Annotated in this window: 17 protein-coding genes; all 17 read left to right on the top strand. The window is 37.2% G+C overall.

Translation table 11 applies throughout. The features are described 5' to 3' along the window. Position 1 precedes the first annotated feature (1 nt). The 17 genes from AC1D0K_RS00175 (at position 2) to AC1D0K_RS00095 (ending at position 15,715) form a co-directional block, all read left to right on the top strand. Positions 2-859, top strand: coding sequence for an ABC transporter permease (locus tag AC1D0K_RS00175; protein WP_477398527.1), 858 nt, complete (start codon positions 2-4; stop codon positions 857-859). A 3-nt stretch (positions 860-862) separates the two neighbouring features. Continuing rightward, positions 863-2,155 carry an ABC transporter ATP-binding protein gene (locus tag AC1D0K_RS00170; protein ID WP_477398529.1) on the top strand — a complete coding sequence of 431 codons (1,293 nt, stop codon included), beginning with the start codon at positions 863-865 and terminating at the stop codon, positions 2,153-2,155. Positions 2,156-2,188: 33 nt separating this feature from the next. After that, complete coding sequence (locus AC1D0K_RS00165; RefSeq protein ID WP_477443440.1) at positions 2,189-2,797, top strand: CatB-related O-acetyltransferase; 609 nt, start codon at positions 2,189-2,191, stop codon at positions 2,795-2,797. Positions 2,798-2,960: 163 nt separating this feature from the next. After that, entirely contained in the window at positions 2,961-3,422 is a 462-nt protein-coding gene (locus tag AC1D0K_RS00160) for a CatB-related O-acetyltransferase (RefSeq protein WP_477398533.1), read from the top strand. Beyond that, the gene (locus AC1D0K_RS00155; protein ID WP_477443442.1) at positions 3,409-4,278 is read left to right on the top strand and encodes an alpha-1,2-fucosyltransferase; all 870 of its coding nucleotides are present in this window, start codon (positions 3,409-3,411) and stop codon (positions 4,276-4,278) included. The genes AC1D0K_RS00160 and AC1D0K_RS00155 overlap by 14 nt, the downstream gene beginning before the upstream one ends. Then, positions 4,263-5,312, top strand: coding sequence for a glycosyltransferase family 2 protein (locus tag AC1D0K_RS00150; protein WP_477399948.1), 1,050 nt, complete (start codon positions 4,263-4,265; stop codon positions 5,310-5,312). The genes AC1D0K_RS00155 and AC1D0K_RS00150 overlap by 16 nt, the downstream gene beginning before the upstream one ends. Next, positions 5,312-6,442: a glycosyltransferase family 4 protein gene (locus AC1D0K_RS00145; protein WP_477443499.1), complete on the top strand. Its 1,131-nt coding sequence runs from the start codon at positions 5,312-5,314 to the stop codon at positions 6,440-6,442. The genes AC1D0K_RS00150 and AC1D0K_RS00145 overlap by 1 nt, the downstream gene beginning before the upstream one ends. Positions 6,443-6,469: 27 nt before the next feature. Then, positions 6,470-7,483 (top strand): glycosyltransferase family 2 protein, encoded by a 1,014-nt coding sequence (locus tag AC1D0K_RS00140; protein WP_477399647.1) that lies wholly within the window; start codon positions 6,470-6,472, stop codon positions 7,481-7,483. Beyond that, positions 7,480-8,433: a nucleotide-diphospho-sugar transferase gene (locus tag AC1D0K_RS00135; protein WP_477399649.1), complete on the top strand. Its 954-nt coding sequence runs from the start codon at positions 7,480-7,482 to the stop codon at positions 8,431-8,433. Before AC1D0K_RS00140 ends, AC1D0K_RS00135 begins: the two co-directional genes overlap by 4 nt. Beyond that, complete coding sequence (locus AC1D0K_RS00130; protein ID WP_477443501.1) at positions 8,423-9,208, top strand: DUF5672 family protein; 786 nt, start codon at positions 8,423-8,425, stop codon at positions 9,206-9,208. The genes AC1D0K_RS00135 and AC1D0K_RS00130 overlap by 11 nt, the downstream gene beginning before the upstream one ends. Before the next feature lie 3 nt (positions 9,209-9,211). Continuing rightward, on the top strand, positions 9,212-10,144 hold the full coding sequence (locus AC1D0K_RS00125; protein ID WP_477399653.1) for a glycosyltransferase family 2 protein: 933 nt from the start codon (positions 9,212-9,214) through the stop codon (positions 10,142-10,144). A 40-nt stretch (positions 10,145-10,184) separates the two neighbouring features. Continuing rightward, positions 10,185-11,024, top strand: a complete 840-nt coding sequence (locus AC1D0K_RS00120; protein ID WP_477443503.1) for an alpha-1,2-fucosyltransferase — start codon at positions 10,185-10,187, stop codon at positions 11,022-11,024. Positions 11,025-11,095: 71 nt separating this feature from the next. Beyond that, entirely contained in the window at positions 11,096-12,016 is a 921-nt protein-coding gene (locus AC1D0K_RS00115) for a glycosyltransferase family 2 protein (protein WP_477398229.1), read from the top strand. Positions 12,017-12,135: 119 nt separating this feature from the next. Then, complete coding sequence (locus AC1D0K_RS00110; protein WP_477398227.1) at positions 12,136-13,254, top strand: glycosyltransferase family 61 protein; 1,119 nt, start codon at positions 12,136-12,138, stop codon at positions 13,252-13,254. Continuing rightward, positions 13,248-13,784 carry an acyltransferase gene (locus AC1D0K_RS00105; RefSeq protein ID WP_477398225.1) on the top strand — a complete coding sequence of 179 codons (537 nt, stop codon included), beginning with the start codon at positions 13,248-13,250 and terminating at the stop codon, positions 13,782-13,784. The genes AC1D0K_RS00110 and AC1D0K_RS00105 overlap by 7 nt, the downstream gene beginning before the upstream one ends. After that, on the top strand, positions 13,777-14,706 hold the full coding sequence (locus AC1D0K_RS00100; RefSeq protein ID WP_477398223.1) for a glycosyltransferase: 930 nt from the start codon (positions 13,777-13,779) through the stop codon (positions 14,704-14,706). Before AC1D0K_RS00105 ends, AC1D0K_RS00100 begins: the two co-directional genes overlap by 8 nt. Then, positions 14,693-15,715 carry an acyltransferase family protein gene (locus tag AC1D0K_RS00095; RefSeq protein ID WP_477398221.1) on the top strand — a complete coding sequence of 341 codons (1,023 nt, stop codon included), beginning with the start codon at positions 14,693-14,695 and terminating at the stop codon, positions 15,713-15,715. The genes AC1D0K_RS00100 and AC1D0K_RS00095 overlap by 14 nt, the downstream gene beginning before the upstream one ends. The last annotated feature ends 21 nt before the right edge of the window (positions 15,716-15,736 follow it).

The following is a 15,736-nucleotide window of genomic DNA, read 5'->3' as shown; positions in this document are numbered from 1 at the left end:
TATGCCTACTGACGAAAAATGGGACATTGAGATAAGGCCCCATAGCAGCTTATTTGACTTAAAGCTTGATGATATATGGCATTATCGGGATTTGCTGATATTATTGGTACGGCGCGATTTTGTTTCTTTTTATAAACAAACCATCCTTGGCCCTTTATGGTTTTTTATCCAGCCATTGTTCACTACTATCATTTATACTTTTGTATTTGGTAACCTTGCAGACATCCCTGCAGATCATTTACCTAAACCATTATTTTATTTGGCAGGAATTACCGCATGGAACTATTTTGCAGATTGCCTTACAAAAACATCTACGGTTTTTACAGCAAACGCCGGCCTTTTTGGCAAAGTATACTTCCCGAGGCTTATAGTGCCGCTAAGCATAGTAGTTTCAAACCTGATTCGTTTTGGTGTTCAAATGGTGCTTTTTTTCCTGATGATAGGGTTTTATGTATTTAAAGGCGCAAATGTTCATCCCAACGCCTACCTGTTATTATTCCCTTTTTTATTAATGTTAATGGCGATGTTAGGTTTAGGGCTTGGAATGATCATATCTGCCATGACTACAAAATATCGTGACTTAAGCTTCCTGATTACCTTCGGTATCCAGCTAATGATGTATTTAACTACAGTAATTTATCCTTTATCTACCGTTAAGGAAAAATACCCCAAATACCAATGGATGGTTGAATATAACCCGATGACGCCAATTATTGAATCTTTCAGATATGGCTTTCTTGGCCAGGGTACTTTTACTATGCTATCCTTAGGGATCACCACTGTGATAACAATACTGATACTTTTAATTGGGATAGTAATTTTTAACCGCGTTGAACGCACCTTTATAGATACAGTGTAATATATGCCATCGGTAATTAAAGTAGAAAATCTTTCAAAAGCTTACCAGATAGGAGAAATAGGCACAGGAACCCTATCCCGCGACCTGGAACGTTACTGGGCAAAGATGAGAGGTAAGGAAGATCCTTTTTTAAAAATAGGCGAGGTTAACGATCGTGCAAAAAAAGGTGAAAGTAACATTGTATGGAGCTTAAAGGATATCAATTTTGAGATAGAACACGGCGATGCCGTTGGCGTTATAGGTCGTAATGGTGCCGGCAAAAGCACATTGCTTAAGATACTAAGCCGGGTTACCGCTCCTACCACTGGTTCGGTTAAACTAAAAGGACGAATAGCCAGTTTACTAGAAGTTGGTACGGGCTTTCACCCCGAATTAAGCGGCAGGGAAAATATTTATCTTAACGGTGCCATCCTGGGCATGCGTAAAGCAGAAATAAAGCGAAAGTTTGATGAGATAGTAGATTTCTCTGGAGTTGAGCGATACGTGGATACGCCAGTAAAACGATATTCATCGGGCATGTATGTACGCCTTGCCTTTGCTGTGGCAGCTCACCTGGAATCGGAAATATTGATTGTTGATGAAGTATTAGCCGTTGGTGATGCCGAATTTCAAAAGAAATGTTTGGGAAAAATGGGGGAAGTTAGTAAAGGGGAAGGCAGAACTATTTTGTTTGTCAGCCATAATATGGCAGCTATAAATCAACTTTGCAATAAATCCATCTTATTAAAAAACGGGCTGGTGGCCATGAATGGCCTAACAAGTAAAATTGTTGATGATTATTTAAAATCTGATCTTTTAACTGAAGCTTACGTAAACTTGAGTGAAACAATTACAGCTGGAATAGGTAATAAAAAAGTTAGTTTTGTAGATGTTTATCTAAAAAAGCATGGGCGGCCAGATAGTACGCGCCTATTCTCGTTAGGTGATGATATGCATATATATATTCACCTGCAATTTAAAAACCCCAATCAAAGCCAGGTTCGCACATCCATTGAACTAAAAACTGTTGATGGCATTAAAATAGCTAACATGATCGATGAAGATTCGCATTTTCAGGTATCAGCATCAGCCGAAAATACCGCTCTTTACCGCATAACATTAAACGACCTGCGACTATATCCGGGCACATATTATTTAAGTCTTTATTGTGGCGATACGTCGAGCACTGAAATATATGATTATCGGGAAGATTGTATTTCTTTTGAAATTATCGATGGAGGCAAACTAACCAGCCGCTACCTGCCAAAATCGGCCGGGTTGTTTTTCCTTACACCCGAGTGGAAGAAAATTGAATAAAAATTAAGCATGTTATTATCCCAGCTAAAAAAAATGAAGGTTATATTGTATGCTTTTTTAAAAAAACATACGGAAGAGCAAAAACGAATACAATACTTCAAAAAACAATCAAACAACATCCATGCTGACGATGTGGATATAAAAGCTGTTAAAGGACACAACATAACTATCTTAAAAGGATCATATGTTTGTGAAAACAGCTCAATTGATAGTTATACTTATATTGGGTTTAATACATTAATTTCAAAGACAATTATAGGCAGATATAATTCTATTGCCAACAATGTAAATATAGGGCACGGCGAACACCCGCTTAATCTAATTTCAACATCCAGCTTTCTTAACGATACGCCATATGAAGTATTAACACAAAAAAAATGCATCATTACACACGATGTTTGGATAGGATCTGGCGCCACTATAAGAAGAGGTATAACCCTTGGTATTGGTTGTGTTGTTGGAGGCAATGCATTTGTTAATAAAGATGTACCGCCTTTTGCAGTTGTTGGGGGTGTACCTGCAAAGATTTTAAAATATCGCTTTCCACAGGAAAAAATTGACAAAATTTTGGCGTCTTCGTGGTGGGAAAAAGATGTTGAACAAGCAAAGATAATTGTAAAAAAACTTGAAGAAGATAATTAAAAACTGGCTAAAGCAGCTTCTTAATTATAAATCAAATGCTCAAATCCGGGGTAATAGCATACCAGATTTAGGCTCAAATAATCCTTTTGTTAAAATTGGAGAGAATTGCTATATCGACAATTGCACTATTGGGAGTTACACATATCTTTCGAAAAATGTATCGATGATGAATACCGAAATTGGCAAATTCTGCTCTGTTGCACAGGGAGTTTCCATTTGCTTAGGGAAGCATCCATCCTCTAAATTTGTAAGTACCCATCCGGCTTTTTTTTCTGTTCACAAACAAAATGGTATGACATTCAGCGATAAACAATATTTTATTGAAATGGGCAAAACTACCATTGGTAACGATGTATGGATTGGTGTTAATGCAATTGTTATGGATGACATTACAATTGGTAATGGTGCAATAATTGGCGCGGGCGCTGTAGTAACAAGAGATATACCACCATATGCCATTGCTGTTGGAGTACCGGCACAGGTTATAAAGTTTCGGTTTGAACCGGATCAAATATCCTTTCTTGAGAAATTTGAATGGTGGAATAAAGAACATGATTGGCTGCAGGAACATTTTACTGAATTGCATGATATTGAAGCTTTTATAAATAAATATGCTAATTGTTAAAATTCATGGAGGCTTAGGAAATCAGTTATTTCAATATGCTTTTGCAAAAAGCCTGGCATATAAAAACAACACTGATTTTAAACTTGATATCCATTTTTTTGATAATCAGTCATTACGTAGCTATAATCTGTGCGATTTCAATATTATAGAAAACATAGCGTCGACAACCGAAATTTCGGCATTTAAGCAAAAAAAAACAACAAGGTTTAATTTTCTAAAAAGCAAGCTTTTTAAACCTGAGGCCCATATAGTTGAAGAAAAGAGTTTGGAATTTAATCCACTATATCTTACCCCCCTACCTAATGCATATTTAAGCGGATACTGGCAATCTGAGAAATATTTTGCAGATATAAAAACGCAAATAAAAAATGAGTTTACTCCCAAAGCTCCCCCATCTACCACAAATTGTTTTTTGCTCAATAAAATTAAATCAAATAACGCGATAAGCTTACATATCCGCAGGGGCGACTTTGAAAAGGAAGAAACCGTGAACAAAATTCACGGCACATGCTCGCCAGATTATTACGAAAACGCTGCTAATTTACTTGCTAACAAGCTTACAGATCCGATTTTTTACATTTTCTCAGATGATATAAACTGGGCAAGACACAACCTCAAACTAAATTATAAAACGCACTTTGTTGATATTAATGACGAGCATTCTGCTTTTGAAGATCTTCGTTTAATGTACAACTGCAAACATCATATTATAGCCAACAGCACCTTTAGTTGGTGGGGAGCCTGGCTCAACACTAAACCCGACAAAATTGTGATTGCGCCAATAAAATGGTTTAATGACACTGAATTAAATTACCAGGCTAAGGATATTGTACCCGAAACGTGGATAAGAATATAACTACCCCGATTGTTAGTATAATAATGCCGGTTTATAATTGCGAGAGCTATATTGTCGCAGCCATTGACAGCATACTTAATCAAACCCTCACAGCTTTTGAACTTATTATAGTTGATGATTGTTCTACTGATAAAACCATTGAAATTGTCAGTAACTACAAAGATGAAAGGATTAACTTTATACAGAAAAAAATCAAAAGCGGCTTGGTAGCCAGTTTAAATATGGGTATTAACCTATCCAGGGGCAAATACATAGCTCGTATGGATGGAGATGACATTAGCCACTTAACCCGACTCGAAAAACAGGTAAACTACCTGGATCAGCACTCTAAAATTGATTTGTGTGGAACTGCTTATCAACTAATAGACAGTCAAACTATTGTGAGTTTCCCTATTTGTCATGATGATATAAAGATAGGAATGCTTGAATATTGTCCGTTGGCACATCCTACTGTGATGCTAAAAAAAAGCTTTATTGATAATAACAATCTCAGGTACTTAAATGAATTTGAATGTGCCGAAGACTATGAACTATGGACCAGGTGTGTATCACTTGGTAAAATAAATAACATGCCCGATGTGTTGCTTTCATACAGACACCATAATAATCAATTCTCTATTACCAATAAAAAGAACCAGGACAAAAATTCGGCCATTTGCAGGGTTAATATGCTAAGCCTGATTTGGGAAAATGCCTCTTTAAATGATCAATATACACGCGAGTTGCTTTTCCAAAATGAAACCTTCAATAATATAAACAAACTAAATGATGTGATTGGTTGGATGGACGAACTTGTCAGGTTAAATATGGAGAAAGCATGTTTTGACGCACACAAATTTAAAGACTACATCAGGATAAAAAAAAACTCCACCATCCGTCGCTTCTATTTAAACCAAACTATATATACCCCTAAGGTTCTATATCAATTTTTGAAAGTTTATAAGAATTATAAAGGTTGTTTCAGCACGTTGGAGTATTGTAAGTTAGCTTTGAAATGCCTGGTGTTTTGGAAACTAAACTTTGCCAGGAGATAATGTTTAAAGCAGCAAAGAAACATATTATTATTGCTAAATTATTTGAGTTTGGCGGCAGTAATAGTCACCTTAAAGCATTAATAAAATACCTTGGCAAGGAAAATATTATACTACTGTTAGAAAACGAAGATCAACTTCCTTATTTAAAAAACTTAGGTGACACAACGGGCATTATTGTTAAAATCAAACAACAATTACACGGCTACGCCCACTTGAGCAATAATTTCACCACCAACATAAAAGAATTATTCAAAATACTTAAGTCCGTTTTTGCCATACAATTATTAAGTTTCAAATACAGCTATGCAAGTGTAACTATCTGCTCGGTTGAACCAGAAAAACATTTGTATCTGTTGTGGTTGCCCTGGGGAAAAGTATATTACATACTGCATTCTACTCCAAATAAAAATCATACGCCTTTTACATCATATACATGTAACACAAATTTGAGTAAGCGCAAAAGGATCATAACTGTATCACAATCAAACAAACAGCTCATTTGTGAAAATTGGGATATAGCTAATAAAGAAAAATTTGTTAATGTGATTTATAATTGCCTGCTAAACGATAATTTAAACCACGTAAAAACGCAAACCACAAAAAGCAATAATCAACAGCATATTGTAACCATGGGGCATGTTATAAATTATAAAAACCCCCATGTTTGGCTAGATGTGGCTAAGCTCGTAACATCAAAGTATAGTAATGCTATTTTTATATGGCTTGGTGACGGACCATTATTAAAGGAATTTAAAGATGCTACAAAAATGCTTGATAACATCCGTTTCGAAGGTTATAAAGCTGACACCGACATGTATTTAAAAAGCGCATGTATTTATTATCAGCCAAGTTTACAAGAAACACATGGAATTGCTGTTATTGAGGCTATGGCCAATCAATTACCATGTGTAACCTCTAATGCAGGCGGGCTTCCAGAGTCTGTACAACATCAGTTTAATGGATTACTCTTAAACGCTATGGATAAGCAAGGGCAGGCAAATGCTATATTAACGCTGTTAAATGATCCAGACTTAAGCAAGCAATATGGCATAAATGGTTATTTAAAATACAATGAACTATTTAGCTACGAATCTTTTAAATTGAATATGGATGCGTTATACGTCTCTTAAAAATATATTTATTTCAAAATTTTGTAAATGCAATTAGGTGTATCAGTTATCATCTGTTGTTATAATAGTGCTGCACGCCTACCTGATACGCTGAAACATTTGGCAATGCAGCAGGTACCTGCAAATATTTTATGGGAAATTATTGTAATTGATAATGCATCAACAGATAATACTCTCCAGGTTGCTTCTCAGGAATGGGAGAATTACACTGTTCCAAATGCAGGTTTCAGGTTATTGTCCCAACCCATCCCGGGTAAAAATCATGCTCATAAAATGGGAATCGAAGCTGCTAAGTATGAGTATATACTTACCTGCGATGATGATAATAGATTATGTGCTGATTATGTAAGTATAGCTTATGAGTCTATGTATGCTGATAATAAAATTGGTGTGTTAGGTGGTTGCGGCATATTCGACCCCGAACAGCCCGCTTGGTCGGATATTGAAAAACATAAACAGTCTTACGTAAATGGCCCCCAAACCTGGGCTTCAACAGCACATTGGGTATATGGTGCAGGATGTGTTTGCAGAAAAAGTTTGTTTATTAACCTGTATAATAAAGAATGGCAGCAAATTACTTCGGGAAGGAATGGCACAAAATTAATTTGCGGCGAAGATGTTGAAATTTGCTTTGTTTTTTACATAAGTGGATACAAAATTGTGGCAAATGATCGATTAACTTTTCATCATTTTGTACCATTAAACAGGCAAAACTTGAAGTACATTTTAAATATGCAGTACTGGATCAGCTACTCTTATGTTTTACTAAACAATTATCTTATGCTGATGGATGGTGATAAGCGTTCGGTACAAAAAAAATTAAATGATTGGTCTATTTATAATATAAAAGTCCTGGTCTTGTTTACAGTAAAATTAGCCAGGCAAAAACTCATAAAGTTGCAGCCTTTAAGTGTTGATGAAAAATTAAAGCTGCAATCTCATCTTGGTTCCTTAATATCAATTTTCAATAATCGAAAAAAAATCATAAAACATCATAGTCAATTAACTAACATGTTAAAAAATCAGGAAATCTTTAATTGAGATTATCGCGTTTGCAGATGTTTAGTACGCCCATACTTTTTTTAATCTTTAACCGCCCCCAAACCACAGAAAAGGTTTTTGAGGAAATACGTAAGCAAAAACCCCAATATTTATTTATTGCCGCTGATGGTCCGAGAGAAAATAACCAGCATGATGTTGAACTATGTAAAACCACCCGGAACATCGTTTCAAAAATTGACTGGGAGTGTGAAGTAAAAACTTTATTCAGCGATAAAAATATGGGCTGCGGCCTTGCTCCTGCCACAGGCATTACCTGGTTTTTTGAGCACGTAGCCGAAGGTATAATACTGGAAGACGACTGCATACCCAACAGCAGTTTTTTTGAATATTGCGAAACTTTGCTAAATAAATACCGGGACAACGCCAATATCATGATGATTTGCGGCACAAGCTATCAGCCCAAACCATTAAATATCAACACCTACTATTTTTCAAAATATCCGCACGTTTGGGGTTGGGCTACATGGAAAAGGGCATGGAAAAATTATAGCTTTAAACTCGATGGTGAAACTAATGAAACCAGGCGCAATGTTATAGAGCGAACTTTTACCAATAATCGTGAGCGTAAGTTTTGGGAAAACAATATGCGCATGATCATAAACGGCCTGGATGCCTGGGATTATCAGTTTATGTATTGGATGTGGAAAAACAATGGCGCCTGCATTGTGCCCTGGCAAAATATGATATCAAACATTGGGTTTGGAGCTCATGCTACGCATACACATGATAGCAATTCCAATCAATCGCAAATGGCGCAGCATCAGCTTTCAACAATAAAACACCCGCAACATATTAAGGTTAATACAAAGGCCGATGATTATGAAAGAGGGCATATATTAATTGGCACCGAATATAAATACTACTTAAACAGGCTTCGTGCAGTGGCGGGTAAGTTTTTAAAGCTTATTTTAATAAAAAATGGCAGGTAAAATAGTTGCTGTAATTATACCCATTTATAAACCGCAGCCCAATGCCAATGAGCTTGTTTCATTAAAGCAATGCGTCCGGGTATTAAAAAAATATCCAATAATATTTATTGGCCCATTTAAATTGAATACTACTGCTTACGAGGATATTTGCCGGGATCACATCCCATTTAATCTAACCTTGTTTGATGATGATTATTTTAGTGGAATAGAAGGCTATAATAAACTGATGTTATCTTCCACGTTTTACAAAACTTTTCTTGATTACAAGTACATACTAATCCATCAGCTTGACGCTTTTGTTTTTAAAGACGAGCTTGCCTACTGGTGCACAAAAAACTATGATTTTATTGGCGCACCAAATTTACCCCATGAAAACCAGGCAAACGAAATTCAATTTCTGAAAGGGTATTCAAAATTATTAAGTGCCGCTAACCGTATATTTAAAACAGATTATAAAATAAGTAACGTTGGCAACGGCGGGTTTTCGTTACGAAAAACCAAAACTTGTTATTGGCTGCTTAAAATTTTAAAATCAAAAATAGCTGCCTGGGGAACAAACAATGAAGATGGTTTCTTTAAATATTGGGGCAATTTACTCCACCCCTTTTTTAGTTTGCCGGCTGATGATACCGCTCTTCGTTTTTCTATAGAACACTCACCACAGGAATCGTTAAAAAAACTAAACAATGAGCTGCCCTTTGGCTGCCACGCTTTTGAAAAACACGAACCGGAAGTATGGGAGAAATATATTTCAAATTATCAAAACCTGCATTAAAAATTGAATATTAAACTTCCGGATCTGAAAACGTACAGATCTGAATTTCAGCAAAAAGGCGTTGACTGGCCTGTGCCACGTGTTGAGTACAGGGAAACTGGTTTGCTAAATCATCTTCCTAAAGCTGATAATAGTAACATAGGCTGGCCCTGGACCGAAGAAGTTGATCCCGCGGTTTACGATAAGGCCATAAACTGGCCTAAATTAACCATTGTAACCCCCTCATATAACCAGGATAAATTTATCGAGCAAACCATCCGATCTGTATTGTTGCAAAATTACCCTAACCTGGAGTTTATCATTATAGATGGAGGCAGCACTGATGGCTCCGCAGAGATCATCAAAAAATATTCGCCATGGATAAGCTATTGGCAAAGCGAAAAAGACAAAGGACAGGGAAACGCTATTAATCAAGGCTTTAGTTTAGCATCCGGCACATATTACGCCTGGATAAATAGCGATGATTATTACTTAAATAAAACCTTTTTAAGGGTTATACAGGAATTTATCAAAACAAGGGCAAGCTTTGTTTATGGATATGCTTTTGAGTATTTAATTGATAAGCAACAGTTTAGGAACATTACAAAAGTAATTCCATTTATAGATTATTTTATCAGGTTCCCTTCCTTAGTGCAACCATCTTGTTTTTGGAATACGGAAATACATCAGTCTATATGGGAAGACCTACATTGCTCGCTTGACTATGAACTTTGGCTGCGTATAGTAAAGGGCAATCAAAGAAGTTTAATAAAAGAAGCGCTTTCGGTAGCAAACGTGCATATAGATGCCAAAACATCCGACCCCAAAATGAAAGAGAAATGGCACCAGGACCATTTGTTAATTTGCAGTACTGACGCTCATGGCCCGGTATTAAACTGGGATAGGCTTGCTATTATTAACCGCGTGCGAATAAAACTATACAATTGGCTGCACTAAACAATCCATTCATATTTATAAACTCCGCTGAATTGAATTTATGGTAGGTATTGTTATCGAATGCAGGCTGGGGAATCAACTTTTTCAGTATGCGTTTATAAGGGGATTATCGAAAAAGATAAATACCCCCTTTTTTATAAATGATACTATTGAAAAATTTACAGCAGCAGATTATTTTTACCTGGAGGGCTATAACCCTTTAAAAAACTTTATAAACCGGGTTTATTTCAAGTTGAAGAGTGGCAGTATTTCCAAAAGCCTGCAAAGTGTGGCGGTGGATAATTATTCAGATCCTATAATTAGCCAGGCAACCAATGAACTTATATACCGGGGCTACTTCCAGTCGGAGCTTTTTTTTGAAAGCATAGCCGGTAATATATCCTCCCACATCAGGATAAAAGAAAAATTCAAACAACAATTTAGCGCAAAATATAAGGATACTTTTACCGATAACAAGATTATTGCCGTACATGTAAGACGAGGCGATTATTTAAATTTAAACGACTGGTGGCAGCAAAATTTAGGCAGTAATGACTTAACCTTGCCTGCAAATTATTACTTGCAAGGTATTGAGCAGGTAACCGACCATGAAAATTGCAGAATAATTTTTGTTAGTGATGATATGGAGTTTGCGCGCGCTACATTCGGTCATATAAAAAATGCAGAATTTGCCAGTAATGATATGATCATTGACTTTCAAATTTTAATGAATGCCGATGCCTGCATTGTATCAAACAGCTCATTTTCATGGTGGGCAGCCTATCTAAATCAAAAAGAAAACAAACAAATTATTTGCCCCAGATACTGGCTTGGCTTTAAAATAAAAAAAGAATACCCGGCGCATATTGTCCCGGATAACTGGATACAGGTAGCTATATAACTATTGAAAATTAGTTTAACCGTCTTTATAATTCTACAAAAAACTCTATTTTTTCGATAGTAAAAAAAAGCATGAAGTTTGCATTATTGGTTCCCTGCTACAATGCCGAAAGCTATATCGACGCTTTTTTGGATAACATAGCAAAGCTTAAAAGACCTTTTGATGAGGTGCTTTTTTACGATGATGCAAGTACCGATAATACTTACCAGGCACTTAAGCAGAAAGGGTGTCATGTTATTAAAGGCGAAGAAAACAGGGGCCCAGGGTTTGCCCGTAACACACTTGCCCAAAGCTCACAGTGCGAATGGTTTCATTTTCACGATATTGATGATGGCTTAAACCCCGACTACCTGGTTAAAACTGCCGGGATGGCGGAAACAGACCAGTTTGATGTTGTTTTATGCAACGTTAACTGGTACGATGCCAAAACAAAAGCATTGGCTTTAAGCTGGGTATATTCTAATACCGGGATTAATGAAAACCCGGTTACATATACTATTTCGCACCCAATTGGAGGCATTAACGGTCTTTACCGAAAAAGTAAATTCATGCAGACGGGTGGTTTCAACACTGATATCAGGATTTGGGAAGATGCCGATCTTCATGTAAAGCTGGCGGCACAAAAAGCCCGGTTTTATATCATCGAAGAGGTACTATCCTATTCGCTGCGCTACCCCGCTTCCGCAAGTACAGATCAAAGTTTAAGCTGGCTAACCAGGTTAAGCCTGCTGCAAAACTACTTTGAAATTTTTAACGATGACGCAACCAGAATAGAAACCGGAAAACAGGCCCAGGTTGCTGCTGGTAATTTGATAATATATCGACAGTTTGCCGCGGCAAAAAAAGCATTCCAGTTAAGCGAATTGTGTAATGTGAAAGTGCCTTACAACAATTCCAAAATCTGGGGATACATTAAATGGGGCACAACCCCATCATTAAGGATTAGTTTACGTTTATTACAATTAAAACATGCATTCAGAAAAGGCGCCTGAGATTGGTAAAACACATCGTGGTTAGATCAAAAAATACTTTTTAAAAAAAACACAAGCTTCGCAAGTCGCGGTAATACATTAAAATTTTGCTGAAAAATTATCTTAAAAAAATAGCGGTCATGTTTTTTACCAATAATCCTTACAGGATAAAAAGGTTTGAAGATATGTATAAAGATCCCGTAGGAGAGTCAATAGATAAGCCCGAAGCACTTTCGGTAATACTAAAATGCGAACACGGCGAAACTATAAATTACGCATCGCCATTAATAAACAATCAACAGGAAACAAGCCACAGGCTAATAGATAAAAAACCAAGATTCAGGTATTCCGGAATTTTTAAATCACCCAACAGGTATTTGTACAGCGTTTCAAACGCGTGCATCATAGGGCAGTTAGGATTAATATATGATCCCGCAAAAAGAAGCTTTATAGATGAATCAACAAAAGAGTGGGTTATCAATCTTAAACAATCACCTTACCTAAATGCCCTAAATTTACCTCCTAAAATCTATTTAAAGGGTACAACCGTATCATTTCTTACCGTAGGTGCTGATGGAGGCTTTTACCATTTCCTATTCGAATCCATAACGAAGACGGGAATGTATAGATCCATCCTAAACCAGGCCGACCACATACTGTTCAACGGGCCATCTACCGATTGGAAGCTTAAATGGATAGACAAGGCTAATATAGATAGGTCCAAAATTATATGGATGGATAGCATGGCCCATTATGATTGTGAACAATTATTATTCACGAACAGGCTTGTTGGCGACCAGCAGCTTAACAACTGGGCCGTAGATGCTTTAAAAGAAACATTCGGCATTGATACTGCGAAAACTAAGCAAACACGTCTCAAAAAATTGATATGGATAAGCCGGAAAAAAGTTTATGCCAGGGAAGTTGAATGGGAAAATGAAATATTAGCACTTTTCCCGGATATAGAAAGTGTTGAGCTCTCGCATATTGATGCCGATAGCACCATTGTTAAATTGCAGGCTGCAACGCACGTTATAGCGCCTCATGGTGCCGGCCTAAGTAATATCTATTTATGCGCGCCGGGCACCAAAGTGTTAGAGTTGTTTCCAAATGGCGCATTCTTTCAGCCATGTTATAGCAGGCTTTCAAATATTTGCAAACTTGAACACAAGGTTATGTACCTTGATTTTAAAGACAAGGAAAATGCAGAAACAGGACTAAAGGTTTTCTCAGATGTACTTACAAAGTTTATATGTTAAAAGCTATCTCTTTTATTTATGTTAATTTATTGAGGTCTTTCGGTATAACCATTAAGCAAAATGTAAAGATCTGGCCATTGGTTTATGTTGCCAAAGGATTTGCAAATGGCCATAAAGGTAAAATCACTGTTAATGAGCGCTGCGAGTTATCGCAGGGCACTGTTTTAAAAGCCTACGGCGGCGAAATAACGATAGGCCAAAACACCTTTTTAGGTGAGTACTGTATTATTTATGGCCACGGAGGTATAACAATTGGCGATAATACTTTAATAGCTATGCATGCCTGTATCGTCAGCTCAAACCATACCATAGCTAATAAAAACACATTGATCCGGTCGCAGGGCGATGTTTTAATGCCGGTTAAAATCGGAAGTGATGTGTGGATAGGTGCCGGAGTAAAAATTTTAGGAGGTGTAACAATTGGTGATGGATGCATTGTAGGCGCGGGAGCGGTTGTAACTAAAAACCTACCTCCTTATGCAATTGCCGTGGGGGTACCTGCTCAAATAACTGGTTATCGTAATGACTGATTTTCTATCGGTAATACTGCCCACCTATAACCCGCATGCCTGCCGCATGCGCCAAACCATTTCCGGGTTAAAAGATCAAACACTACCTTTTACAAATTGGGAAATAATTATTGTCGATAATAATTCGGCGCCTGCTGTTGATATCGACCTGAACTGGCACCCCAACCATAAAATAGTAAGAGAAGCAAAACCAGGACTTACCCATGCCAGGTTAAAAGGATTTGAACAGGCTTCGGGTGCTATTATTGTTATGGTCGATGATGATAATGTATTAGATAAGGATTATCTTAAAAACACCTTATCGTTGTTTGGCAAAAACAAAACATTGGGTGCCATAGGCGGCAAATCAACGCCTTTGTTTGAATCGCCTCCCCCCCTATGGTTAAAGGAATTTTATGGCAGCCTGGCACTCCGTGACCTGGGCGACGAGGCAATGATAAGCACCTGGAAAAATGAATACCCTAACAGTTCCCCTATTGGTGCAGGTATGGGCATCAGGGCAACGGCGCTTGGTTCATACATTGATAAAATAACAACCAGCGATTCGGTTATATCAGACAGAACCGGTAATGAGCTGACCTCGGGCGGAGATAATGATATGGTGATCGAAATTTTAAGATCAGGCTGGCAGGTTGGTTATTTCCCATCACTGCAACTACACCACATCATTCCAGAACAGCGCATGCAGGTAAATTACCTGGCCCGGTTATTAAACAACACCAACAGATCATGGATACAGGTATTGGAAAAACACCATATAAACCCCTGGAAAAAAGTAAGCGGGTTTACTGTTCTGTTCAGAAAAGCGAAGGCATGGTTTACCTACAGGGCATGGCAAAATGCAGCCAATTATATAAAGTGGCAGGGGGCCTGTGGCTTATTTGATGGTTTGGCAACAATTAAAACAAATGCAAAAACATAATTATATGATTGACATGATGCGCTTTTTTGCCGCGTTGATTGTCGTTCTTTTTCACCTTAACCAGGCTATTCCACATGTAGATAACTGGTATCGTAACCTGGTGAAGTATGGCTGGCTTGGCGTCCCCATGTTTTTTGTAATCAGCGGATACTGCATCATCTTATCTGCCTATAATTCAGGTAATGTAAAAGACTTCCTGAGCAGGCGATTTTTCCGCATATTTCCGCCCTATTGGGTAAATATCGTCATTGTGGTGTTTGCGGCGTGTTTTCAAAAACTATATATTGGCTCAAATGCAGTTCACTACATTCCGCGAAACATAACGGGCATCCTTGCTACACTTACCCTTACTACTACTCCCTTTACCAATATAAACACCATGAATTGGGTGTATTGGACATTAACCTGCGAGCTATTTTTTTACCTGAGCGTATGCCTTATATTATTATTCAATAAAAATTTCATGGTGTATTTCCTGATAGCCATATCATTATTAACTGCAGTTTTACCACCGCAAAAAACAGGCCTTTTATTCTTTTTAGATCAATGGCCTGCATTCGGTCTTGGTATATGTATTTACTATTTTTTTAAAGGTTCAAACGCTATCTCCAGGTTTTACTTTGCAACTTTATTATTAATCAATTTATTCAATTTGTTCCACAGGTTTTATTTCAGCGATTATACCATTGCAGCGCTCCTTACATTTAGTTTAATTTTTGTAAGCCATTACATAAAGTCATCAGCAAATATGTTTAGTAAACTGGGGCAGCATTCCTATTCCGTTTATCTTATCCATGTACCTGTTGGCGTTTATATAATTGGTTTGTTTGATAGTAAATACATCCAGCAAAACGCGCTTGTTAATTTTATTTACGATTTAACCGTTTATGCATTCATCAGCCTTTTGGCATGGCTAATTTATAACCGAATAGAAAAGCCGTCGATAGCCTATGGCCGGGAAATTTCTACCATCTATTTTAATGGCAAGCCTCAAAAACATACCGCTTAAGTGATTCAGTCAATTATCAAC

This window comes from Mucilaginibacter sp. P1_A3 (assembly GCF_056406855.1).
The sequence above is the reverse complement of the archived record's forward strand: the minus strand, read 5'-3'. Positions and strand labels throughout refer to the sequence as shown.

Coding starts and splice junctions, on each gene's coding strand:
- AC1D0K_RS00175 (WP_477398527.1), top strand. CDS start 2: ATGCCTACTGACGAAAAATGGGACATTGAGATAAGGCCCCATAGCAGC.
- AC1D0K_RS00170 (WP_477398529.1), top strand. CDS start 863: ATGCCATCGGTAATTAAAGTAGAAAATCTTTCAAAAGCTTACCAGATA.
- AC1D0K_RS00165 (WP_477443440.1), top strand. CDS start 2,189: ATGAAGGTTATATTGTATGCTTTTTTAAAAAAACATACGGAAGAGCAA.
- AC1D0K_RS00160 (WP_477398533.1), top strand. CDS start 2,961: ATGATGAATACCGAAATTGGCAAATTCTGCTCTGTTGCACAGGGAGTT.
- AC1D0K_RS00155 (WP_477443442.1), top strand. CDS start 3,409: ATGCTAATTGTTAAAATTCATGGAGGCTTAGGAAATCAGTTATTTCAA.
- AC1D0K_RS00145 (WP_477443499.1), top strand. CDS start 5,312: ATGTTTAAAGCAGCAAAGAAACATATTATTATTGCTAAATTATTTGAG.
- AC1D0K_RS00140 (WP_477399647.1), top strand. CDS start 6,470: ATGCAATTAGGTGTATCAGTTATCATCTGTTGTTATAATAGTGCTGCA.
- AC1D0K_RS00130 (WP_477443501.1), top strand. CDS start 8,423: ATGGCAGGTAAAATAGTTGCTGTAATTATACCCATTTATAAACCGCAG.
- AC1D0K_RS00120 (WP_477443503.1), top strand. CDS start 10,185: ATGGTAGGTATTGTTATCGAATGCAGGCTGGGGAATCAACTTTTTCAG.
- AC1D0K_RS00115 (WP_477398229.1), top strand. CDS start 11,096: ATGAAGTTTGCATTATTGGTTCCCTGCTACAATGCCGAAAGCTATATC.
- AC1D0K_RS00110 (WP_477398227.1), top strand. CDS start 12,136: ATGTTTTTTACCAATAATCCTTACAGGATAAAAAGGTTTGAAGATATG.
- AC1D0K_RS00105 (WP_477398225.1), top strand. CDS start 13,248: ATGTTAAAAGCTATCTCTTTTATTTATGTTAATTTATTGAGGTCTTTC.
- AC1D0K_RS00100 (WP_477398223.1), top strand. CDS start 13,777: ATGACTGATTTTCTATCGGTAATACTGCCCACCTATAACCCGCATGCC.
- AC1D0K_RS00095 (WP_477398221.1), top strand. CDS start 14,693: ATGCAAAAACATAATTATATGATTGACATGATGCGCTTTTTTGCCGCG.